Origin of the sequence: Limosilactobacillus alvi, from assembly GCF_016900115.1 — a bacterium.
GTDB classification, from domain to species: Bacteria; Bacillota; Bacilli; order Lactobacillales; family Lactobacillaceae; genus Limosilactobacillus; species Limosilactobacillus alvi.
In genome coordinates this window covers 26,913-50,174 of sequence record NZ_JACJJQ010000011.1, presented here as the reverse complement: position 1 = coordinate 50,174, position 23,262 = coordinate 26,913, and the positions used below count along the sequence as shown (strand labels likewise).

Annotated in this window: 23 protein-coding genes; 20 read left to right on the top strand and 3 right to left on the bottom strand. The window is 43.3% G+C overall.

Translation table 11 applies throughout. From position 1 onward, the window contains the following. Nucleotides 1-571: 571 nt before the first annotated feature. The gene (gene yidA, locus H5993_RS03660) at nt 572-1,399 is read right to left on the bottom strand and encodes a sugar-phosphatase (protein WP_180871385.1); all 828 of its coding nucleotides are present in this window, start codon (nt 1,397-1,399) and stop codon (nt 572-574) included. 2 nt (nt 1,400-1,401) lie between these two features. Next, on the bottom strand, nt 1,402-2,760 hold the full coding sequence (locus H5993_RS03655; RefSeq protein WP_204776257.1) for an HD domain-containing protein: 1,359 nt from the start codon (nt 2,758-2,760) through the stop codon (nt 1,402-1,404). Nucleotides 2,761-2,878: 118 nt separating this feature from the next. On the opposite strand from H5993_RS03655, the gene H5993_RS03650 reads away from it, so the two are divergent. From H5993_RS03650 to H5993_RS03570, 17 genes are all read left to right on the top strand, one after another. Next, nucleotides 2,879-3,319, top strand: a complete 441-nt coding sequence (locus H5993_RS03650) for a YwiB family protein (protein WP_180871387.1) — start codon at nt 2,879-2,881, stop codon at nt 3,317-3,319. A 40-nt stretch (nt 3,320-3,359) separates the two neighbouring features. Continuing rightward, entirely contained in the window at nt 3,360-3,926 is a 567-nt protein-coding gene (rpoE, locus tag H5993_RS03645; RefSeq protein WP_180871388.1) for a DNA-directed RNA polymerase subunit delta, read from the top strand. A gap of 183 nt (nt 3,927-4,109) precedes the next feature. Further along, nucleotides 4,110-5,723, top strand: coding sequence for a CTP synthase (pyrG, locus tag H5993_RS03640; RefSeq protein WP_180871389.1), 1,614 nt, complete (start codon nt 4,110-4,112; stop codon nt 5,721-5,723). Between the two features lie 216 nt (nt 5,724-5,939). Next, nucleotides 5,940-7,205, top strand: a complete 1,266-nt coding sequence (gene murA, locus H5993_RS03635; protein WP_180871390.1) for a UDP-N-acetylglucosamine 1-carboxyvinyltransferase — start codon at nt 5,940-5,942, stop codon at nt 7,203-7,205. Nucleotides 7,206-7,299: 94 nt separating this feature from the next. Next, on the top strand, nt 7,300-7,545 hold the full coding sequence (locus tag H5993_RS03630) for a type B 50S ribosomal protein L31 (protein WP_019206491.1): 246 nt from the start codon (nt 7,300-7,302) through the stop codon (nt 7,543-7,545). Nucleotides 7,546-7,798: 253 nt separating this feature from the next. Next, nucleotides 7,799-8,665, top strand: coding sequence for an alpha/beta hydrolase family protein (locus H5993_RS03625; RefSeq protein WP_204776256.1), 867 nt, complete (start codon nt 7,799-7,801; stop codon nt 8,663-8,665). Between the two features lie 63 nt (nt 8,666-8,728). Next, complete coding sequence (locus H5993_RS03620) at nt 8,729-9,424, top strand: class A sortase (RefSeq protein ID WP_180871392.1); 696 nt, start codon at nt 8,729-8,731, stop codon at nt 9,422-9,424. 133 nt (nt 9,425-9,557) lie between these two features. Further along, nucleotides 9,558-10,409: a DUF72 domain-containing protein gene (locus tag H5993_RS03615; protein WP_180871393.1), complete on the top strand. Its 852-nt coding sequence runs from the start codon at nt 9,558-9,560 to the stop codon at nt 10,407-10,409. Between the two features lie 82 nt (nt 10,410-10,491). After that, entirely contained in the window at nt 10,492-12,516 is a 2,025-nt protein-coding gene (gene metG / locus H5993_RS03610; RefSeq protein WP_204776255.1) for a methionine--tRNA ligase, read from the top strand. Continuing rightward, nucleotides 12,516-13,313: a TatD family hydrolase gene (locus H5993_RS03605; RefSeq protein ID WP_204776254.1), complete on the top strand. Its 798-nt coding sequence runs from the start codon at nt 12,516-12,518 to the stop codon at nt 13,311-13,313. Before metG ends, H5993_RS03605 begins: the two co-directional genes overlap by 1 nt. Next, a complete protein-coding gene (gene rnmV, locus H5993_RS03600) occupies nt 13,300-13,890 on the top strand; it encodes a ribonuclease M5 (RefSeq protein WP_180871396.1) in 591 nt (196 codons plus the stop codon). The genes H5993_RS03605 and rnmV overlap by 14 nt, the downstream gene beginning before the upstream one ends. Further along, complete coding sequence (gene rsmA / locus H5993_RS03595; protein WP_180871397.1) at nt 13,862-14,755, top strand: 16S rRNA (adenine(1518)-N(6)/adenine(1519)-N(6))-dimethyltransferase RsmA; 894 nt, start codon at nt 13,862-13,864, stop codon at nt 14,753-14,755. Before rnmV ends, rsmA begins: the two co-directional genes overlap by 29 nt. A gap of 407 nt (nt 14,756-15,162) precedes the next feature. After that, entirely contained in the window at nt 15,163-16,014 is an 852-nt protein-coding gene (gene ispE, locus H5993_RS03590) for a 4-(cytidine 5'-diphospho)-2-C-methyl-D-erythritol kinase (protein WP_180871398.1), read from the top strand. Nucleotides 16,015-16,023: 9 nt separating this feature from the next. Beyond that, nucleotides 16,024-16,473: a GNAT family N-acetyltransferase gene (locus tag H5993_RS03585; protein WP_180871399.1), complete on the top strand. Its 450-nt coding sequence runs from the start codon at nt 16,024-16,026 to the stop codon at nt 16,471-16,473. Nucleotides 16,474-16,700: 227 nt separating this feature from the next. Then, complete coding sequence (locus H5993_RS03580; RefSeq protein WP_180871400.1) at nt 16,701-17,609, top strand: metal ABC transporter solute-binding protein, Zn/Mn family; 909 nt, start codon at nt 16,701-16,703, stop codon at nt 17,607-17,609. Between the two features lies 1 nt (nt 17,610). Continuing rightward, on the top strand, nt 17,611-18,279 hold the full coding sequence (locus H5993_RS03575) for a metal ABC transporter ATP-binding protein (RefSeq protein WP_180872086.1): 669 nt from the start codon (nt 17,611-17,613) through the stop codon (nt 18,277-18,279). Continuing rightward, nucleotides 18,280-19,074 (top strand): metal ABC transporter permease, encoded by a 795-nt coding sequence (locus tag H5993_RS03570; protein ID WP_180871401.1) that lies wholly within the window; start codon nt 18,280-18,282, stop codon nt 19,072-19,074. On the opposite strand, the gene H5993_RS03565 is transcribed toward H5993_RS03570, so the two are convergent. After that, on the bottom strand, nt 19,071-19,268 hold the full coding sequence (locus tag H5993_RS03565) for a hypothetical protein (protein WP_204776253.1): 198 nt from the start codon (nt 19,266-19,268) through the stop codon (nt 19,071-19,073). The genes H5993_RS03570 and H5993_RS03565 overlap by 4 nt on opposite strands. A gap of 374 nt (nt 19,269-19,642) precedes the next feature. On the opposite strand from H5993_RS03565, the gene purR reads away from it, so the two are divergent. The 3 genes from purR to H5993_RS03550 all read left to right on the top strand — a co-directional run bounded on the left by purR (nt 19,643) and on the right by H5993_RS03550 (nt 22,913). After that, on the top strand, nt 19,643-20,482 hold the full coding sequence (gene purR / locus H5993_RS03560) for a pur operon repressor (RefSeq protein ID WP_180871402.1): 840 nt from the start codon (nt 19,643-19,645) through the stop codon (nt 20,480-20,482). A 1-nt stretch (nt 20,483) separates the two neighbouring features. Beyond that, nucleotides 20,484-21,851, top strand: coding sequence for a bifunctional UDP-N-acetylglucosamine diphosphorylase/glucosamine-1-phosphate N-acetyltransferase GlmU (glmU, locus tag H5993_RS03555; protein ID WP_180871403.1), 1,368 nt, complete (start codon nt 20,484-20,486; stop codon nt 21,849-21,851). A 75-nt stretch (nt 21,852-21,926) separates the two neighbouring features. Further along, nucleotides 21,927-22,913 carry a ribose-phosphate diphosphokinase gene (locus H5993_RS03550; RefSeq protein ID WP_180871404.1) on the top strand — a complete coding sequence of 329 codons (987 nt, stop codon included), beginning with the start codon at nt 21,927-21,929 and terminating at the stop codon, nt 22,911-22,913. The last annotated feature ends 349 nt before the right edge of the window (nt 22,914-23,262 follow it).

Sequence of the window (23,262 nt, the reverse complement as noted above, 5' to 3'; positions counted from 1 at the left end):
GAGGATTAACCCTCTTCTTTAATATATCACTTTTTCCTGATTTTTAAATTCTTATTTAGATCAGGTTTGTTTAGTGTACGCTAATTTTCGATAACTTTTCGCTTGACTAATCGTAGGAAGAGGCTGGGAAGAAACATGAGTTTCTTCCCAGCCTTTATGTCGGAGGGCATTATTACCCATCAAGGATACAGTGCAAACAGAAAAATTATTTAAGCGGCTTGAGCACGGAATTTTTCCGCGGTCAAGCCGTTTTTTGCTGCATAAGCACGTTCTGTATTGAAATATTTAATTGCCTGCTGAACGGATTGTTCCAGCTTCGCCCAGGTTTTGGCAGGCGCGCCTTCCTTGATACCGATACAAACGATACTAAGTCATGATCGTCCCTCATTAAACTAATACTTTTTAGCTACTTATCTGAAGCTAGAATGTCCAGTCTCTTTCAAGATATTTAGCTTTTGGTTTTCTAAACATAAAAATCCCCTCCAAGTATAAGATGAATTTTCTATTTCATCTGTATACTTAGAGGGCATTATTGAGTTTTCCGGACCTTAAACTGGTTGACGGTTTTAATTTAGTAATTACCGGTCATGGCTTTTTCAACGGCTTCGGCAACCCCATCGTGATTATTATCAGCAACGGTAATATCAGCACAAGCTAGGGTCGAGGCAATCGAATTTCCCATGGCAACGCCAACCCCTGCAACTTTAATCATTGATTCATCGTTTTGCGCATTGCCAATCGCCATCACTTCATCCATGGTAAAACCAAGGTGTGCGGCAAGGGCCTTTAAAGTATTCCCTTTCCCGGCCTTGGGATTCACAGCTTCTAAATAAAACGCTTCACTCCGGACAAAGGCAAAGCGAGTTTTTAGTTCAGCTGGAATTTTGGGCAGGATAGCGTCGATTTTGGCTGGTTCGTCAGTTAACATGACCTTACCAATTTCCATTTGGTTGCGGAGCGCAATTTGTTGATCAATCGTCCGGTAATGAATTGGCATTGAAACTAGATCGGATTCGTGAACCGTATAAGGACTAATATCTTGGTTAGCTGTGTAGATAAAATCACTGGTTTCGATGATGCATTTGACCTTGTTTTTACGGTAGAAGTTTTGTAAATCAAGGTAGTCATCAAAGGAAATGGTGGCTTCAACAATGGGATGTTCATCGGTCGACTGAGCGAGACCGCCGTTAAAACTAATCACATATTGATCAGCTTGGCCATTTAAATTAAGTTCATCGAGGTAAGCCGCAACGCCAGTCATTGGTCGCCCAGTACAAAGGACAACTTTGAGTCCACTAGCAGTTGCTTTGGCTAAAGCCGCTTTGGTTGCTGGAGTGATCTCACGTTGGTCATTGATTAGGGTTCCGTCGATATCGATTGCAATTAATTTGATTGCCATATTTATTCTCCTTTAGTAATTAAATGATTGTTTTGAATGTAGCTTTGAAACTCATCGTAAATTGGTTGAAAAATTTCGATGTTCTGGCGTTGGGCAAGCATTTCTTTTGGGAAGAAGAACCGTTGATCACCGGCTTCTTTACCGGCAACACTTGCGACCAGGGTTGAAACTTGGGATAATTCAACGAGCTCGCCGTTTGGCTGGACAAGTTCGATTTGACTTTGCGGCTTTTTATCCTGGGGATTATAAATATCGTACGGTAATTTAAAGGACGAGTTAGTGGCCGTGTAGTAGTCTGGATTAAAGCCAGCTGTGGTAATTAATTCTTTGAGTTGTGGCAATAATTTGGCGGTTGTTTGATCATAGAGCACCGATTTAAAAGGACGGCGATTTAAAAAGCGATCTGCTAAGTCGGCTAAAATATCGTCATTTGATCGCCGCCAGTGAGCGAAGTAGGTGGTTAAAACGCCATCATCTAAGGCGAGGTAATCGTCAAGTGAGAACCGACCATTGAAGAATGGCATTAATAATTCAGGGGTAAATTTAGGTTGATATTCATTTGGATGCTGATAAAGCCACTTGGCCCGTTTGAGTTGGTGAGCTAAAATGACTTCCATTGACCGCGTAACTGGGTGAAAATAGACTTGGAGGTACATTTGAAGCCGACTCAAAATGTAATCTTCCACGGCATGCATTCCGGCAATTTGAAAGGCGATTCCATTATGAATTGGCCGCATTACTTTTAAGACCCGATCGAGATCGAATTTTCCATAGTTAGTCCCGGTGTAAAAAGCATCGCGTTGTAAATAGTCCATGCGATCAGCATCAATTTGGGATGAGATCATTTGTACAACTTGAGGGTTAGGGTAAGTATGGTCAATGACGCTAGCAACCTTGGCCGGAAAATCTGGACTAACCCGCTGTAAAATCTGATTGATTTGGGTCTCGGGACTGGTGATTAATCGCTGGGTGATGTTTTCGTGATTAGTGTGAAAAATGTGCTCAAAAGTATGTGAAAAAGGGCCATGGCCGAGGTCATGCAACAGAGCAGCACAAAGGGCGACTGGCCGTTCTTGTTCATCCCACAATCCATCACCAGTTCTTTGGCTCGGGTAGTTTCGTTGGAAATGATTACACATGCGACGAGTAATTTCATAAACTCCGAGGCTGTGACCAAAACGCGAATGTTCTGCCCCGTGAAAAATCAAAGAACTCGTTCCTAGTTGCTTTACCCGCCGCAGTCGTTGAAATTCAGGAGTATTGATTAAATCTAGGATGATTTGGTTATCGACCACGATGTAGTGGTGAATGGGGTCCCGGAAAACTTTTTCTTGTGGTAATTGTTCGTCAAAAAATCCCATGGTATGTCCTCTCATTAAAAATTTCTTTTCTAATTATACCGAATCTGAAACTAAACTTCACTGGAATTGAGATTTAACGGCTAGTTTCCTATAATTAAAGAAACTAAATTGGGATGTAATGGAGGGATTAAAGATTAAGCAAGAAGAGGCCGTTAAAATTAAGCTCAAGACGATCACCATGATTGATGGTCAAAAAGAAGAATTTTCTTTTACAGAAGCTGGTCGTTTGGTGACTTTAAATGAACATCAGCACTATTTAACTTATATTGAACACCAGGCAGGTCAGTCAATTCCGGTGCGAATTCGTTTGGACGAGGGGCAATTAATGGTTACAAGAGATGGTGCCCGGCGAACCCGATTACATTTTGACCCGCAGCAAAGCACACAGACTCGGTACAAGACTGAATACGGAGTAATCAATTTAGAAGTCTTGACTGATCGGTTGCTGTCACTAATTGATTTAGACCAAGCAAGTGGCACGTTACAAGTTGATTACCGTTTAAAAAATGGCGCGATGGTTTTAGGTAAGTATCATCTTGATTTAAACTTTAGAAGATAGTATTATGTAGGTTAGACTTTTTGAAGGGATGTGCACCAATTTGGATTTAAAGGTTTTCGATGGCCAAGACAAGTCAGAACTCTCAATGGTTGAGGTCGCACATGCGATCTTAGCGTACCATGGGGAAGCAATGGCCTTTGCGGATTTAACAAACGAAATTCAACAGTACCTTGGAAAAAGCGATGAGGAAATTCGCGAACGGCTTTCCCAGTTCTACACGGACTTGAACGTCGATGGTAGCTTTATTTCCCTCGGTGACAATACGTGGGGTCTTCGGGCATGGTATCCATACGAATCAATCGATGAAGCTACGGTTGGTGAAAGTGACGATGATGAAGATCGTCCAAAGAAGAAGAGCCGCAAGGTTAATGCCTTCTTGGCTGGTAGCGATGACGATGACGACGTAATTGATTACGACAACGATGATCCAGAGGACGATGATCTGGATGATGACGACGATGGCAACGATGATTACGACGATGACGATTATGATGATGACAATCCGGTTGATGATGGCGACGATGATAATAACATCGAGGACCAATTGTCAGAATTAGACGATGAAGACTTCGACGATGATGACGACGAAGACAACGATGAGGAATAAGGAAGCTTAAACTTATTCCTTGACTATCGGAATTGGCCTCGGTATTATGATACTTGGGCTCCCAAGAAAAAATTGGGCCAATTAAAAGCAAAATTTCAGCTCCCTATTTCGTTTGAAATGGGGAGTTTTTATATTTGGAAAAGGGTCACCCGGAGTTTGTCAATTTTATTTAGGAGGAAGAGCATGACAAAGTATATTTTTGTTACTGGTGGAGTTGTTTCATCACTTGGAAAGGGGATTGTGGCCGCTTCACTAGGCCGGTTGTTAAAGAACCGGGGATTAAAGATTGCCATTCAAAAGTTTGACCCTTACATTAATGTCGATCCTGGAACGATGAGTCCATACCAACACGGGGAGGTTTTCGTTACTGATGATGGAACGGAAACCGACCTTGATCTTGGTCACTATGAACGGTTTATTGATAATGATTTGAACAAATATTCCAACGTAACAACTGGGAAGATTTATTCAGAAGTGTTACGTAAGGAACGGCGGGGTGACTATCTTGGCCGGACCGTTCAAGTTATTCCGCACATCACTAACATGATCAAAGAAAAGATCAAACGGGCTGGAGAAAGTACCGATGCTGAAGTAGTGATTACCGAAATTGGTGGGACCGTTGGGGATATCGAATCCCAACCATTTATGGAAGCAATTCGGCAAATGAAAAAGGATGCTGGGAGTGATAATGTTCTCTACATCCATACGACCTTAGTGCCATACTTAGCTGCCGCTGGCGAAATGAAGACAAAGCCAACCCAACACTCAGTGCGGGAATTGCGGGGCTTAGGGATTCAACCAAACATTTTGGTTGTACGGACGGAAAAGCCAATCACGGATGAAATGCGGAAGAAGATTGCCCTTTTCTGTGACGTTGATCCCAAGGCAGTTGTTGAATCAATGGACGTGCCATACCTTTACGAAATCCCATTGAATATGCAAAAGCAAGGCTTAGATCAATTGGTAGTTGACCACTTTAAGTTGGATGTACCAGTTGCCGATATGCGTTCCTGGACGGAAATGGTTAACCACATTGAAAATGGCCTTACAAAGACGGTTAAGATTGCAATGGTTGGCAAGTATACTGACTTGCAAGATGCCTACATTTCAGTTAATGAATCCTTACGGCATGCTGGCTATCCTGTTGATGCTAAGGTTAAGATTGATCACTTTAACGCTGAAAATATTAATGTCGATAACGTGGCTGATGTCCTTGGCAGCTATGATGGAATCTTAGTTCCTGGTGGTTTTGGTAGTCGGGGAATTGAAGGCATGATCACGGCTGCCCAATATGCACGGGAAAATGATGTTCCTTACATGGGGATTTGCTTGGGAATGCAAATTGCAACTATCGAATATGCTCGCCACGTCTTAGGGTACGAAGATGCAAATTCAACGGAATTTAACCCGAACACAGAGCACAATGTGATCGACTTAATGGCTGATCAAGCGGAAACTGAAGATATGGGTGGGACCCAACGGCTGGGTGCTTATGCATGTAAGCTGATTCCAGGAACGAAAGCCTATGCGGCCTATGGAAACCAATCGATTATTCATGAACGACACCGGCATCGTTACGAATTTAACAATGCTTACCGTGAAGAACTCGAAGCAGCGGGCTTAAAGGTAGCGGGGGTTAACCCAGAACGGAACCTAGTCGAAGTTGTTGAAGTACCAGAGAATCGGTTCTACATGGCTGCTCAATATCACCCTGAATTCTTATCCCGGCCAAACCGGCCAGAGGGAATGTTTGCCGCCTTTATTAAGGCCGCATTAGCAGGTAAGGAAGAAGCTTAATTTGGTGTTTGGCTAGCAGAAAAGTTTTTCTGTTTTTTTGGCAGACTGATCGAAAATTTTCGCTAAATCCGAACAGATCAAGATTGATTTGTTAAGAATACTGGTAAAAGGTTGTAATTTTACGGATGATTCATTATCATATCTATTGACTGTTTTATTTTGTAAAACAGGGTTTTAGTATGAATTTATCGTGTTATTAAGTGAGGAAAGACAATCATGAAAAAAATGATCATTCAAGGAGGAAACCGCCTGGCGGGTGAGGTTACCATTGGCGGTGCTAAAAATAGCACTGTTGCCTTAATCCCTGCGGCAATTTTAGCCGACACTCCTGTGCAGTTTGATACCGTGCCGGACATCCTGGATGTTCACAATCTAATGATTATTCTGGAGTCAATGAATGTTAAGTCCTCATTTTCGCATGGGGTACTTGATATCGATCCGACCCAGATTGTCGAAGCAGAGTTACCAAGTAAGGCAATTAAGAGTCTGCGGGCGTCCTATTATTTCATGGGAGCCCTCCTCGGCCGTTTTCACCGGGCAACCTTAACTTTTCCTGGTGGTGACAATATTGGGCCACGGCCAATCGATCAACATTTAAAAGCATTTGAAGCTTTAGGAGCAACTGTTAGCCAAAACGGTGGGACGGTGCATCTAGCCGCCCCTAATGGTCTTCATGGAAATCGGATTTTTATGGATATGGTTTCCGTTGGAGCAACGATCAATGCCATTTTAGCAGCGGTTCGGGCGGAAGGTATGACCGTAATCGAAAATGCCGCGCGGGAACCGGAAATCGTTGATTTGGCAACATTTCTAAACAACATGGGGGCCCAGATTCGGGGCGTTGGAACCGACGTGATTCGGATTACGGGAGTTAAGACCCTTCAGTCTATGAACACGCATACCATTATCGCTGACCGAATTGAAACGGGAACCTATCTGTCACTGGCAGCTGCTCTTGGTGATGGAGTAATGGTTAATAATGTTATTCCTGAACACCTGGAAGCTTACACCAGTAAAATGATTGAGATGGGGGTTAACCTTCAGATCGACAGTGATAAAATTTTTGTTCCACCAGTTAAGCAATTAAAAGCAATTCATGTCAAGACGATGCCTTATCCAGGCTTTGCGACTGATTTACAACAACCACTTACGCCACTGATGGCATTGGCCAAAGGAGAAAGCGTGGTTGTTGATACAATTTATCCAAAGCGGGTTAAACACATTGCACAATTGCAAAAAATGGGCATGAAAATTGTAGCTGGTGATGGCAAAATTGTGATTGATCATACCGACAGCGCAATGCTTCATGGCGCTGAGGTCGAAGCTGGCGAAATTCGCGCGGGGGCTTCCCTTATGATTACTGGTTTGATGGCCCAAGGAACCACTGTTATTCACCAAGCTGACCATATTTTACGGGGTTACGACCGAGTTGTTTGGAAACTTAATCGGTTGAATGCAAATGTTAAGATTGAAGATGAATAGTTGCCATTTTGGTAAAACTATGTTATTCTAGCTAGGTTATTGAAAATAATCTATGTTTCAGGCAATGATTCATGGCAAAGGAGCGTATTAAATTATGAAGCAAGGAATTCACCCAGATTATCACTACGTTGTATTTGAAGACTCATCTACTGGCTTTAAGTTCTTATCAGGTTCTACGGCTACGTCCAAGGAAACTGTTAAGTGGGAAGACGGTAACGAATACCCATTAATCCGGGTTGAAGTTACTTCCGACTCACACCCATTCTACACTGGTAAGCAAAAGTTTACGCAAGCCGATGGGGCAGTCGACAAGTTCAACAAGAAGTACGGTCTCAAGTAATCAGCCAAAGCTTCAGAAAGAGGGTGGGAAGAAACTCAAGTTTCTTCCCACCCTCTTTGTCATCTCCGAATGTTACTCAGTAACTAAGGTCAAAAAGCACGGCCTTAGTGGATAAGTGCGAACGAAAGGCCGATTCTAATGAATCAACCTTCGTTCTTCTTATCCCGACCAGGCCGTCAAGGAGCTTTTTTCCCAACCTCTTTTTATTTTGTCCTCATAATAAGATAAAATATATTAAGAGGGGGTGAGCAATTTGGATTTACGCAAACAACTAACAGATCGGGATTGGGTCGCCTTAGCCAAGCAAGAATATCAACCGCTCGAGGTAGGTCAAGACATCGTGATTGGTCACCATTGTTTAGGGCAGGTTTTGCAACACTACTATGCCGCAGATGGAATGCAACTCTTTGTGGTGGGCCAAAATCCGCACCCAAAACAAGTAGTTATTTTATTTAAAGGTTCTTCTGGTTTACGGAAGGGAAATTTGACGACCTTTGATCAGGAATGGTTGACTACCAATCTGCCGATTTTAGAAGCTATGCTCATCCAAAAGCGAACCATTCCGAGCCAGCTAAAAACGGCCGTCCGGACCTTGAACCAGCTGTGTCACCAATACCAAGACGCAAAGTTATATCTAGTGGGCCATTCCCTAGGGGCAATCAATCTTCAATTTGCCCTTGCCCATTGTCGCTTTATTGGTCAAATTAGGGCTGCTTACCTCTACGAGGGGACTAACCTATATCCCTTACTTTCCCGTAAAGAGAAACACCATGTCCGGAAATTTAGGCACAAGGTGAATAACTATGTCGATATCTATGATCCCGTTACTTTAGGGTATGTTAATTGTCACGATCTAATTGGTAAATTACGGTTGGTTGCTAGTTCACCGATGCCGCCGATTCACCAACATATGTGGGGTGGTTATCATTTTGATATTAACGGGAAGGTGCAACTCCGCCAACCAGATCAGGAAGTTAAAGCAGTTGTTCGCCACCAACAGGAATTGATTAAGATCACTAGAAGTCTTGGACAGCGATCACCATTGCTTAATCCCACGCTCCGTGTTTCAAATTTAAAGCAGAGTTCACTGACAAAAAATAAGCGTTTTTCCGGAAAATGATGGTATACTAAGGAGGTTATCTTATCATCATCTAACTTATAATGGTGGTTAGGAGGAAAAAAGATGAAGAAACGAAAATGGCTTTCGTGGACGGGAATAATTATTCTGCTTATCGTTAGTCTCGCCTTAATTTTTAACCAACAGATTAAATACTATTTGGTGGGAAGTTATCGCCCAACGATTACTAAGACGACGGTAGCTAAAAATCAGCAGAAAAAAGTTGATCAAAAAGAGTATGATTTTTCGCAGACGAAAGATTTAAATTTACAGGCGGTTGCTAAAGCGCGGGCAAATAAGCAGGCGGTTAATGTGATTGGTCAGATTGCTATTCCAGCGATTAATTTAAATATTCCAATCGCCACTGGAGTGTCTAATGCGACTTTAGCGGTGGCTGCTGGGACGATGCGTCCGGATCAAAAGCTAGGACAAGGTAACTACCCATTAGCGGGCCATAACATGGCAAATGGTTCCAAGATTCTTTTCTCACCTTTGTATTACCATGCGAAGGTTGGGCAAATGATCTACCTAACGGACATGAAGAAGATCTATTATTACAAGATTTACCAACGTAAGTTTATCTTAGCAACCCGAGTTGACGTGGTTAACAATACGTCAAAGAAGATCGTCACTTTGATTACCTGCGATGCGACTGGTAAAAATCGGTTGATGATCCGCGGAAACTACGTTAAGGCCGTTGATTTTGATCAAGCTCCACAATCTGTCCAAAAAGCATTTAGTGGGAAATATACAAATAAATAACTCAGCCTCGGATTATTGATCCAAATTAAAAAGGAAACTACAATAAAAAAGGGCTTGAAACAATGCCACCAAAGCAACGTGGACTGAATCGTTGTCGCTTGGTGGCTTTATTACATAAAAAGGATTGAAAATAATGGAAATAACAGTTGGTTTAACCACATGGAGTGAACATCACGCTTTGATTCACGCGCAACGACCAGTCACCCTAAATGAATATGCCCAGCATTTTCCAGTAGTCGAAGTGGATACTTTTTTCTATGCTTTACCCCAAGTTACGACGGTACAAAAGTGGTTAGGGGAAGTTTCCCCGGCCTTTCAATTTATTGTTAAGGCTCACCAAACGATGACCAAACACCCGCAAGCCCAGTTGCCAAATGAGCGGTCCCTAACAGAAATGTTTCAACTTTTTAGACGAACGGTGGCGCCGCTAGTGGCAGCGAATCAACTAAAAGCGGTGCTTTTTCAGTTTCCACCAACCTTTACAGCGACCACGATGAATATTGAATACTTAATGCAAATACGAAAGTGGTTGCCAACTTTACCGATTGCAATTGAATTTCGCCATCAGTCTTGGTATCGGCAAGGCGTTTTCCCGTCATTAATTAATTATTGTCGGGAATTAAATTTCACTTTAGTGGCAGTGGATGAACCCCATCAGCTACCAACGAGTGTTCCTTTTAAGCTCAGGCTGACTAATCCTAAACTAGGTTTGATTCGCTTGCACGGCCGGAATGCGCAAGGGTGGAATCACCAGGGCAGTGATTGGCGAAAAAAGCGGACCTTGTATGCTTACTCCAAAGAAGAACTGACCGGATTAAAAAAGGTAATTGAACAATTAAAACCGCAACCCCAGGAACTGTGTATTATTTTCAATAATAATTCTGGTGGGGATGCGGCGCCAAACGCTCAAATGTTAACGCAACAAATGAATTTGCATTTTCAAGGTTTGGTTCCGCGATCTCCCGAGCAACTTAACTTGTTCTAAAATCTCATCAGGAAGTGCGACACCAGCCACTAAGTTTGCTATACTAGAGTTTAATTAACAAGTGTTGAAAAGAGGAATGGGAATGGCTGAAGCAAAACCAACTTACTATATTACAACTCCAATTTATTATCCATCAGGGAAACTCCATATCGGAAATTCCTATACTACGGTGGCCTGTGATGCTGAAGCCCGCTTTAAGCGGCTCCGTGGTTATGACGTCTTTTTCTTGACCGGGACGGATGAACACGGCTTAAAGATTGAACAAAAGGCTGAGCAACTGGGCCAAACACCGCAAGCTTACGTTGACGGTATGGCAGCCGGTATTAAGGCATTGTGGAAGAAACTTAAGATTACAAATGATAAGTTTATCCGGACAACCGATGATTATCATGAAAAAGCGGTCCAAAAGATTTTCCAACAATTACTTGACCAAGGTGATATTTATAAGGGCAAGTACAGTGGTTGGTACTCAGTTGATGATGAAGAATACTTCACGGAAAGCCAATTGGCCGAAGTTTATCGGGATGATAATGGTAATGTTATCGGTGGAAAGGCTCCATCTGGCCATGAAGTTCAATTAGTTGAAGAAGAATCTTACTTCTTTAAGATGAGTAAATATGCCAACTGGTTGATGAACTACTATCAAGAACATCCAGACTTCATCCAACCGCAATCTCGGATGAATGAAATGATTAATAATTTCTTGAAACCAGGGCTTGAAGATTTGGCCGTTACCCGGACTTCTTTTAACTGGGGGGTTAAGGTCCCTAGTGATCCAAAGCATGTCGTTTATGTATGGATTGATGCTTTGTCCAACTATATCACGGCGCTTGGTTATGGTAGTGATAATGATGCTAACTTCAAGAAGTACTGGCCAGCCGATGTTCACATGGTTGGGAAAGAAATTGTTCGTTTCCATACTATTTACTGGCCGATTATGCTTCATGCTTTAGGTTTACCATTGCCAAAGCACGTCATTGGTCATGGTTGGTTGACGATGAAGGAAGGTAAAATGTCCAAGTCCAAGGGAAACGTGGTTTATCCCGAAACCCTGGTTGATCGTTATGGCCTTGATGCTACTCGTTACTATTTACTTAAGGCAATGCCGTTCGGTAACGATGGAGTCTTCAGTCCAGAAGACTTTGTCGCAAAGGTCAACTATGATCTTGCCAACGACCTTGGAAACTTGTTAAACCGGACGGTCGCAATGGTAAATAAGTACCAAGCGGGGAAACTAGTGGGCCAACCAAGTGCAACGACGGCTTTTGATGCCGAGCTTGAAGCAACCGCTAAGCATGCTTTTGATCAATATTGCCAATTAATGGATCAAACGCGGTTTGCGGATGCTTTGAGTGCTATTTGGCAAGTGATTTCTCGCGCAAACAAGTACATTGACGAAACAGAGCCATGGATTTTGGCAAAGGATGAAGCAAAAGCGGCTGAATTGTCTGATGTTTTAACTCATTTGGCAAAGGCCTTGCGTTTTGTAGCCGCAATGCTACAACCATTCATGCCAGATGCGCCAAAGGAAATCTGGAGTCAACTTGGTTTGCCAACAGCTGAAGTTAACTTAACAGCCTTGGCCTTTGATGATTTTCCGGCTGAAGTAACGGTTGTTAAGAAGGGGACGCCAATTTTCCCACGGCGGGATGCCGAAGAAGAGGTGGCCTTTATCCAAAGTCAAATGAGTGCTAACCAAAAGCAAAAGGGGCGCAAAGCAATGGAACAAAAGAAAGAGTCCGCTAAGCAAGCAGCTAGTGAAGTACCAGCTGGTAAGAAAGAAATTCGGATTGATGTTTTTGATAAGGTTGAATTAAAGGTAGCCCAAGTCAAGGCTGTTGATCACGTTAAAGGCGCTGATAAGCTGTTGAAGTTCCAACTTGATGATGGTTCGGAAACTGGTCGCCAAATTCTCTCTGGAATTGCTCAATGGTACCCAGATCCGCAAGTCTTAGTTGGTAAAAAAGTTATGATTGTTGCCAATTTGAAGCCACGGAAGATGCGGGGAGAAGTTAGTCAGGGGATGATCCTTTCCGCTGAACATGATGGTGAGGTTCAAGTTGTGACGGTTCCTGATAACTTAGTTAATGGTTCTGGCGTTGAATAATGCAATTGCAAAAACTAACAATCTATGATTCACACACGCACCTTAATGATGATGTGTTTTATAACGATGTGGCGGCCTACCTAGCGCGGGCCGCCCATTTTGGCGTCGTTAGGATGAATATGGTAGGGTCAAATACTAAACTAAATGCACGGGCAATTAAGTTGGCCCACCAATACTCACAACTTGCCGCCGTGATTGGTTGGCACCCGGAAGATTTAGTGAACTACGATGAGCAAGCTGAAGAAACGCTAATCCGCCAATTAGCGGATCCAGCCGTAGTTGCAGTTGGCGAAATTGGTCTCGATTATTACTGGAATGCTGTTCCTAGAGAAGAACAACAACGGGTTTTTGCTCGCCAGTTAGCGATTGCACATGATTTACATTTACCAGTGGTAATCCACTGCCGAGAGGCAATTGAAGATGCTTACCGGATTTTAAAAGTAAACCACGTTGGTGATTATGGTGGCGTGATGCATAGCTTTGCTGAGAATGCAGAATGGGCCAAACGCTTCTTGGATTTGGGAATGGATCTTTCTTATAGTGGAGTGGTAACTTTTAATAAGGCGGTTGATGTTCAAGCAGCGGCGAAGGTGACACCACTCGATCGCCTGATGGTTGAAACCGACGCCCCTTACCTCACTCCGATGCCTTACCGGGGTAAGCAAAATGAGCCCGCCTTTACTTACTTTACGGTTTTAGGTTTGGCTGACTTACTAAACGAAACCCCGGCAACGATCGCTAATGCCAGCTACCAAACGGCTGACCGCCTTTTTAGGAGGAAAAATGCAGAAAATTAAAGAAGTGATTGTCGTTGAAGGCAAAGACGATACCAAACGGATCCAGATGGCTGTGAACGCGGATACTTATGAAACGAATGGGTCGGCCTTGGATAAAACTGGTCTGGCCCAGCTAAAAAAACTTCAGGAAAGGCGGGGCCTAATTGTGTTTACCGATCCTGATTTTAATGGGGAACGGCTACGAAAAATGATTAGCCAAGCGATTCCCGGGGTAAAACATGCTTTTATTCGTCGGGACCAAGGTGTTCCCACGGAAGCTCATGGAAGTTTGGGGGTCGAACATGCTAGTCCAGCAACGATTCGGGCGGCCCTTGCGGAAGTCTATACGGAAGAACCGGCGGCTCCAGCTGAATTTACCCGGGCGGATTTACAAGCGGCCAAGTTGATGGGCGGTCAAGCAGCCCGGCAACGTCGTGAACGTTTAGGCCAGATTTTAGGAATTGGATATGGCAATGCTAAACAACTTTTGGTCCGGCTAAACCTTTTTCGGATTTCAAAGGCCAATTTTCAAGCTGCCCTTGCACAGCTTAATCGGGAAGGAGAAAAAAATGACACAACCAGCAATCGGAAACTTTAAACGCACTAAAGAAATCATGCAAAAGTATGGTTTACACGCTAAGAAGGGTTTCGGTCAAAATTTTCTAACGAATCCAACCGTTTTAAGGGGCATCGTTGATGCGGCGGAAATAAGCAAGGTTGATAATGTCATTGAGATCGGTCCTGGTTTAGGGGCATTAACCGAGCAGCTCGCCCAACGAGCTGGGAAGGTTGTCGCCCTGGAATTGGATACCGATTTAATCCCGGTTTTGGCAGATGTCTTAAGTGATTTTGATAATGTTGAAGTGCTTAACCAGGACGTTTTAAAGGTTGACCTGCCACAACTAATTCAAAATCATTTTGACGATCCGACTAAGCCTATCAAGGTGGTTGCCAACTTACCGTACTACATTACGAGTCCGATTTTGATGCACCTTTTAGGAACCAAAATTGATTGGGCGGGGATCACGGTAATGATGCAAAAGGAAGTGGCTGAGCGATTAGCTGCTAAACCAGGAACCAAGGAATACGGATCATTGACCCTGGCAATTGAATATCGGATGGATGCCAAAATCGCTTTTAACGTTTCGCGACGGTCCTTTGTGCCGGCCCCAAATGTCGACTCAGCGATTGTTACTTTGACAAAGCGAGCGGAAGCTTTGTCGGTGCAACCCCGCGACGAAAAGCAACTTTTTGGGTTGATTAAGTCATGCTTTACTCACCGGCGCAAGAGTTTGTGGAATAACTTAAAGCCGTACTTTAAAAAGGATGCGGTCAAGCAAAAACAAATGGAAACTATTTTGGCTAAGCAAGCCCTTGATCCCCAAATTCGGCCGGAGCGGTTAACTTTAAACCAGTTTATAGCGTTAGCAAATGCCATGGGGGAAGCAAAATTATTTGGTTAGTGGAAAAGAAGCTTAGATTAAAGAAAAAGGTTGGGAAAAAAGCTCCTTGACGGCCTGGTTGGGATAAGAAGAACGAAGGTTGATTCATTAGAATCGGCCTTTCGTTCGCACTTATCCGCTAAGGCCGTGCTTTGGAGCGAACCAGCCAACTGGTTTGGCGTTTGTGAGCCCATGCAAGGCTGAATCGGTTGGTGCGACCGCCAGGGAAGCAACTGCCATTCAGCTACTGCTTTGACCTTAGTTACTGAGTAACATTCGGAGATGACAAGAGGGTGGGAAGAAATTCCCACCCTCTTTCTTTTCCTAAAAGGTTGAAGCTTTCTTAACAAATCCTTTTTAATTTGAAAGCGGGGGTGGTTGATCGTTATAATTAAAAAAACAAAAAGAAATGGAAAGGGGGCATCGTAATGATTGTGACGGAAAAGGCTCCAGCCAAAATCAATCTTTCGCTGGATACGCCAATGCGATACCTCGACGGTTTGCCAAAGTGGGATATGATCATGGCCTCAATTGACCTGGCTGATTATTTGACGATCGATATCCATGAGCGGCCGCAAACGATTAAGGTCTACTCGGATAGTGGTTTTCTTCCGAATGACCAACGAAATTTAGCTTATCAAGCCGCCCATGTGCTAAAAACTCGGTTTCATCAAACGGCGGGGGTAACGATTCGAATTAAAAAAAATATTCCGGTCGCTGCCGGACTGGGAGGTGGTTCTTCAGATGCGGCTGCCGTTTTGCGTGGTCTTAACAAGGGCTGGCGATTGGGGTTAAGTTTAGCAGAATTAGCAAAGCTTTCTTTGGCGATTGATTCTGACGTGCCATATTGTGTTTATAGTCAAACAGCGCATGTTACTGGCCATGGCGAACTAGTGGCGCCACTACCACCAGTCCCCCATGACTGGGTCGTAGTGGCTAAGCCCAAAGTAAGTGTTTCAACGCCCACAATTTTGCGTCAAATTAATTATGAAACCCTTGAGCATTTGGATAACGAAGGCCTCTTAAGAGAAATGCAAAACGGTAATTGGGACAGGGCCTTAGCTAAAATGGGCAATGTTTTAGAACCATTAACGGAAAGTCAATATCCTGAGATTAGACGTTTAAAACAAAAGATGCTCAAATTAGGGGCTGATTGTGCTCAAATGAGTGGAACGGGGCCAACGGTTTTTGCGATTTGTCGCAGTGAATCGCGAGCAAAACGGATTTACAATGGCTTACGTGGTTTTTGTAGTGAGGTCTATCAAGTGGTTTTATTATGAGGTATGCAGATGGAATGGTTTGATAAGGAATTTTCAGCCTTAACCTTAACCGAATTGGCTGAAGTATATCGGCTCCGGGCCGTTGTTTTTAATGGCGAGCAAGGGTGTACTTTCCCCGATCCGGATTTAAAAGATCGAGTTTGTCACCATGTTTTTGCGCTAGATGCTGAGCAGGTAGTTGCCTATGCCCGTTATTTTATTGGGGACCAGGGCTTAACTTTTGGGCGAGTTGTGGTGGCAAAAGAATACCGACAAAAAGGGTTGGGAAAGCAATTAATGGACCACATCTTTGATGGGATTAAGCAAAACTTCCCTAACCGCCCGATTACGATTCATGCCCAGGTCCAAGTAGAAGCCTTTTATGCCCAATTTAATTTTCAAAGCGTTGGGGAGCACTTTATCGAAGCGGAACGGGAACATGTTACGATGGTGCACCCGGGAATCGAAGGAGTAGGATGAAAATTTTAATTGTAAACGAGGTTTTATAAGCCGGTAAAATTGCTTGGACGGTGAATTTTACCGGCTTTTAGTTTGTGGATGAACCTTTAAGAACTGGTTTTAATTTTTCAAAGTTGGGAAAAGATTAAAAAATTATTTGCATTATGTAACGATCCTGTGTATCATACTGTCGTTCTAATGATAACAATTACTATTTAATGAAAATTAGGCATGAGAGAAGGATTAAATTGAAACGACGACACTGGGGATTAATTGGGTTAGTGACTTATTTAGTGGTAATCCTCTTACTAATGATTACGAATTGGCAACCATTCAAGCCAACACAACAAAAGCCAATTCGGGTGGTAACCAGCCTTAACTTTTATGGTGAGGCGGCAAAGGCCGTGGCTGGAAAATATGGGCAGGTAACATCTTTTATCAATAGTGCAGCGGTTGATCCGCATGAATACCAACCAACAACCTCCCAAGCGCGGCAGTTAAGTCGTGCTAACGTTGTAATCGAAAATGGTCTTGGCTATGACCAGTGGTTAAGCAAGATGGTCAAAGCTGATAATGACAGACAAACGGTGATCACAGTTGGGACTCAGGTTGCTGGAAAAAAAGCGGGAGAAAACGAGCATGTTTGGTACCGGCCGCAGACAATGGTGGCTTTGACTTCAACTTTAGCCAAACAGTATGGTCAGCTTGACCCAGAGCATCGAGAATATTACCAGAGCCAAGCTAAAAAATACCAAGCTAAGTTAGCGAAGTTAAATCAAGTAATTACGAAAGCAAAGCAGAATGTTAGTGGGAATCAAAAGGTAGCTGTTAGTGAACCAGTCTTTGATTACGCATTGCAAAATCTTGGCTATCAAGTAGTTGATCGCCACTTTGAAAAAGCAATTGAAGATGGCAACGATCCTTCACCAAGTGATATTGCTCAATTACGGCAAGCGATTACTAATCACCAAATTGCGTTCTTTGTTAATAATTCGCAAGCAAGTGATTCAACGGTGAAGAATTTAGTTAAACTTGCGCACCAAAATAAGGTGCCGGTCTTAAACGTTACCGAATCTAAACCCGATCACTTAACCTACGTTGAATGGATGACAAGGGAGTATCAACGCCTAATTAAAATTCAAGTGGAGGTGCATTAAAATCGCATTATTAACGGTAAAAAATTTAACCTTGGCTTATGGTGAACATGAAATTATCCATGATTTGTCGTTTGACCTTAATCAAGGGGAGTTTTTAATTGTGATTGGTGAAAACGGGGTGGGGAAGACGACCCTTGTCCGGGCCTTATTTAACCAATTAAAACCCCGGCACGGTGAGATTAATTTCCAATCTGGAACACAATTAGGTTACGTTCCCCAATTTCGGAATTTAGCACGTGACTATCCATTGTCAGTTCGGGATTTTGTTGCTTTGAATTTACCAATGCGCCTAACGCCTTGGTTAAGCAAAAAAGAACGGTCACAGGTTGAACGAATTTTAACGCAAACCAATTTAACCCGGATTGCTGATCGCCCTCTCGGGTTGGCTTCCGGCGGTGAGAAGCAACGGGCCTACTTGGCACAAGCTTTATTAGCGTCCCCCCAATTATTGATTCTCGATGAATCAACGGCAAGTCTAGATAATGAGGTGAAGTATGAATTATTAGATTTAGTCACTAAGTTTCAACAGCAAGGGGTAACAGTCATGTTCATTACCCACGACTGGGACTTAGCTAAGCATTACGGGACCCGTTTTTTACATTTAACCACTAAGGGTTATTCAACGGGGGTAATTGCAGATCTCCCAGCATCACCGAAAGGGGAAGAATAAATGTTTAGTTTAAGTTTTATGCGTTATGCTTTTTGGGCCAGTACCTTTATTTCGATTGTAGCGGGGACGGTTGGGGTATTTGTAGTGGCGCGTAATCTATCCTTTCTGACCCACACTTTATCGGAAATTGGCTTTGCCGGTGCGTCCTTTGCGGTTTTTATGAGTTGGTCACCTTTGGCGGGGATGTTATTGTTTACGATGACAAGTTCAATTATGGTTGGTCAGATGAGCGCTGAAGAGTCTCGCCGTGAAGCCGTTATTAGTGCAACTTCAGCTTTGTTTATTGGGTTAGGGATTCTTTTCTTGTCCCTTAGTAGTCAAACCGCAAGTTCGGCAACGAGCATCCTCTTTGGGAGTGTTGTGGGGATCAGCAAGAATGAAGTAGGCCAATTGATTGGGCTTTCCCTCGTTGTTCTGTTGGTAATTCTTTTGATTTACCGGCGTTTAAAATTTGCGTCCTTTGATCGGATTGGGGCCCAAGTTAATGGGGTTGGTGAACAAGTCGTCGCAATTATCTTCTTACTATTAGTGGCTTTAAGCGTCAGTGTGGCCGCCCAGATTGTTGGTTCCTTGTTAATCTTTATTTTGCTGACTTTACCCGCTGCCAGTGCAAAGTATTACACCACGGGGACTGCAAAAATGATTGGCTTAGCTATTTTGTTCTCTTTAGCAGGGACCTGGACGGGACTCTATTTAGGCTATTTAACTAATTGGCCAGTTAGCTTTTTCATTGCGGTAATTGAGGTTGTCATTTATTTAGCAGCGTTAGTTCATCGCCAGCATGTTGTTGATTAATAACTTGGAGAGGATGGGAAAAAGCTCCTTGACGGCCTAGTTGGGATAAGCAGAACGAAAGTTGATTCATCAATTTTCGTTCGCCCTGATCTGCTAAGATCATGCTTTGGAGCGAACCAGCCAACTGGTTTGGCGTTTGTGAGCTCCTGCAAGGCTGAATCGGTTGGTGCGACCGTCAGGGAAGCAACTGCCACGCAGCTCCTGCTTTAACCGTCGTTGCTGAATAACATTCGGAGATGAAAGAAAGGAGGTTGGGAAAAAAGCTCCTTGACGGCCTGGTTGGGATAAGAAGAACGAAGGTTGATTCATTAGAATCGGCCTTTCGTTCGCCCTGATCCGCTAAGGCCGTGCTTTTTGACCTTAGTTACTGAGTAATATTCGGAGATGAGAAAGGCTGGGAAGGAACTCGTGTTTCTTCCTCAGCCTTTTTTCTAACGTTCGGGTTTTTATTTTTGCTTTTTTGAAAAAAATACCACAATCCCCGAACAATTATGGTATTATTTGTAAGGATTACTACTATTTTAAAAGGAATTACCTAAGTTAACCAACGAAGAAAGGAATTAAGCTTATGAAAATCAGGCGCAGTAACCGTTTAGTTGATATCACCCGTTACTTATTAGAACACCCACACAAGTTAGTTTCATTAAAGTCCTTTAGTGAACAGTACGGGGCCGCAAAGTCATCCATTAGTGAAGACTTAAGTATTGTTAAGCGGACCATGGCTGAATTTGGCCTGGGAAAAGTTGATACGGTACCTGGGGCTAGTGGTGGGGCTTTTTTTGCACCGCGCTACTCAAAAGAAAATGCCGAAAAGGTGGTTGGTGAATTAGTCACCTTGGTTGACGACCCTTCCCGGCTACTTCCCGGCGGCTATGTCTACTTATCAGACCTATTAGGCCGGCCGGAAATTCTACGTGAAGTTGGCCAATTAATTGCTACCCAATACATTGACGCTGATGTTGATGTCATTATGACGGTTGAAACCAAGGGGATTCCGTTGGCCCAAGCAGTCGCCATGTACTTGAACAAACCGTTTGTGATTGTGCGGAATAGCTCGCACATTACGGAAGGTTCCACGGTTAGTGTCAACTATGTGTCTGGTTCTTCCAAGCGGATTAAGAAGATGGAACTTTCCCGGCGGACGCTTAAAGAAGGGGCCAATGTGGTAATTATTGATGACTTCTTAAAGGGTGGTGGTACCATGAAAGGGATGCAATCACTAATTAAGGAGTTTGATGCTCATTTGGTTGGCATGAATGTCTTTGCGGAAGGTCAATTTGAAGGTGAACGCTTAGTAAGTGGTTGCACATCCTTAATTAAGGTTACAACTGAAGAAGGTCCAAATGACTATTTAAAAGCTGAACCTGGTAATTTCTTAACAAGGGTCTTTACGGAAGGTGAAAACTAATATGACACAACGGAACGCAATTATTCTCGCTGCCGGTAAGGGGACGCGAATGAAGTCGAAACTATACAAAGTTCTCCATCAAGTTTGTGGGAAGCCAATGGTAGCCCATGTTTTAGATCAACTGGAAGCGGCCAACATTGATAATGTCATCACGGTTGTCGGTTATGGGGCCGAAGCGGTCGAAAAAGCAGTTGGTGACCGAGCCAAATTTGTCTTGCAAAAGCAGCAATTAGGGACTGGCCATGCCGTTATGCAGGCGGCTGATCTTTTAGCTAATTTGGACGGTCAAACGTTGGTTGTTAGTGGGGATACGCCCCTCTTTACGGCTGATACTTTTACTAAATTATTTGATTACCATACCCAACGGAAGGCTGCGGTAACGATCTTAACTTCCCAAGCTCCAGATCCAACAGGTTACGGCCGAATTGTCCGTAATGATGTTGGCATTGTTGAACGGATTGTGGAACAAAAGGATGCCACTAAAGAAGAACAAGAAATCCATGAAATTAACACCGGGGTTTACTGTTTTGATAACCGGAAGCTCTTTGCGGCTTTAAAATTATTAAAGAATGACAACGCTCAAGGTGAATATTACTTAACTGATGTCATCGGGATTTTGAAGGGCCAAGACGAAGTTGTCACGGCTTACCGGATGAAGGATTTTGATGAATCAATGGGGGTTAATGATCGGGTTGCCTTGGCTCGCGCTAATCAAATTATGCAAAAGCGAATTAACGTCAACTTAATGCGTGCCGGGGTGACAATGCTTGATCCAGCAACTACGTATATTGATGCGGGGGTCAAAGTTGGCAACGATACGGTTATTGAAGGTAATGTGGTTATTAAAGGGCATACCGAAATTGGAAGTGACTGTTTGATTGGTGCCGGCTCCCGGATTACCGATTCAATTTTGCATGATAATGTCAAGGTAATTTCTTCAACCCTTGAAGAAGCTGAAATGCATGATGGTTCTGATATTGGACCGAATAGTCACCTTCGGCCCCAAGCCGAAATTGGTAAGGAAGTTCACATTGGTAACTTCTGTGAAGTGAAGAAAGCCTACATTGGCGAAGGAACTAAGATTGGTCATTTGTCATACGTTGGGGATGCGACGCTTGGTAAGAATATCAATGTTGGCTGTGGGGTAGTTTTCGTCAACTACGATGGTGCCAACAAGCATCATACCAATGTTGGGGATCATGCTTTTATCGGTTCAAACTCCAACTTAGTAGCGCCAGTTAATATCGCCGCTGATTCCTTTATTGCCGCTGGCTCAACGATTACGGATGATACTCAAAAATTTGATATGGCGATTGCTCGGGCACGCCAGACCAATAAGGCGGATTATGCCAAGAAACTCCCGTGGTAGTTCTTGCTTTTTCCCCAACTTATTAATATCATGGAGAAGAACAATGACGGGAGTATTTCAAAATCGGAGGACCTAATGAAAGAACGTTATTTTGATTCAAAACTCAAAATTTTTGCTTTAAGTTCCAACCGACCATTGGCAGAAAAAATTGCTGCTGAAGTTGGGGTTGAACTTGGAAAGTTGTCTGTTGATCGGTTTAGCGATGGGGAAATTCAAATCAATATTGAGGAAAGTATCCGGGGCGACAACGTTTACGTAATTCAATCAACATCAGCACCAGTTAACGACAATCTGATGGAGTTATTGATTTTGGTTGATGCCTTGCGGCGAGCAAGTGCCAAGACCATCAATGTAGTAATTCCATATTATGGTTATGCGCGCCAAGATCGGAAGGCGCGTTCTCGCGAACCAATTACCGCTAAGTTAGTTGCTAATATGTTGCAAAACGCGGGGGTAAACCGGGTGGTTGCCCTTGACTTACACGCTGCCCAAATTCAAGGGTTCTTTGATATTCCGGTAGATCACTTGATGGGAGCACCATTGTTAGCCGATTACTTTATCCGGGAAGGGGTCGCTGACGATGCGGTTGTCATTTCTCCTGACCATGGTGGGGTTGTCCGGGCGCGGGCATTAGCTGAATTTTTGAAGGCACCAATTGCCATTATCGATAAGCGGCGTCCTAAGGCAAATGTTGCCCAAATTATGAACATCATTGGGGATGTTAAGGGTAAAAAGTGTATCATGATTGATGATATGATTGATACCGCCGGGACGATTAGTAAAGGGGCGCAAGCCTTAATTGATGCCGGAGCAAAGGAAGTTTACGCTTCATGTACCCACGCGGTTCTTTCAGGTCCAGCAATTGAACGGTTGGAAGCTTCTCCGATTAAAGAAGTTGTTGTCACCGATTCAATTCGGCTTCCAGAAGAAAAGCAAATTAATAAGATTAAGCAAGTATCCGTTGGACCATTGATTGGTGCTGCAATCAAGCGGATCAATGAAAATCGGCCCGTTAGCCCACTCTTTAACGAACGCTTCAAGCAAGAGGGCGAAGCTAATTAGGAACGGCCTACTTATATTACTAAGCGATTGAGGAACTACGCCTTGATCGCTTTTTCTTTACAAATTTAAATAATTAAAATTATTTTTTATGTTACTCGATTGACAGAAACCGCTTTACATGATAATCTCTTGGTAGTTTCGAAACACATCAGAGAGAAGAACAAGCTTGCCGCGAGATGACACGAGAATAAGGACAATTAATCGTATAAGACGGGATCGTCGGGTTCAAGACGAAGTCCTTATCTAGAGTGTTAGCTCACCTAGGAAAGCTAAATTGTACAGGATGTAGTCAAGAAAAATACTAGCTACACCTTAAAGCTAAATACTTAATATCAAAGGAGTTTTTATT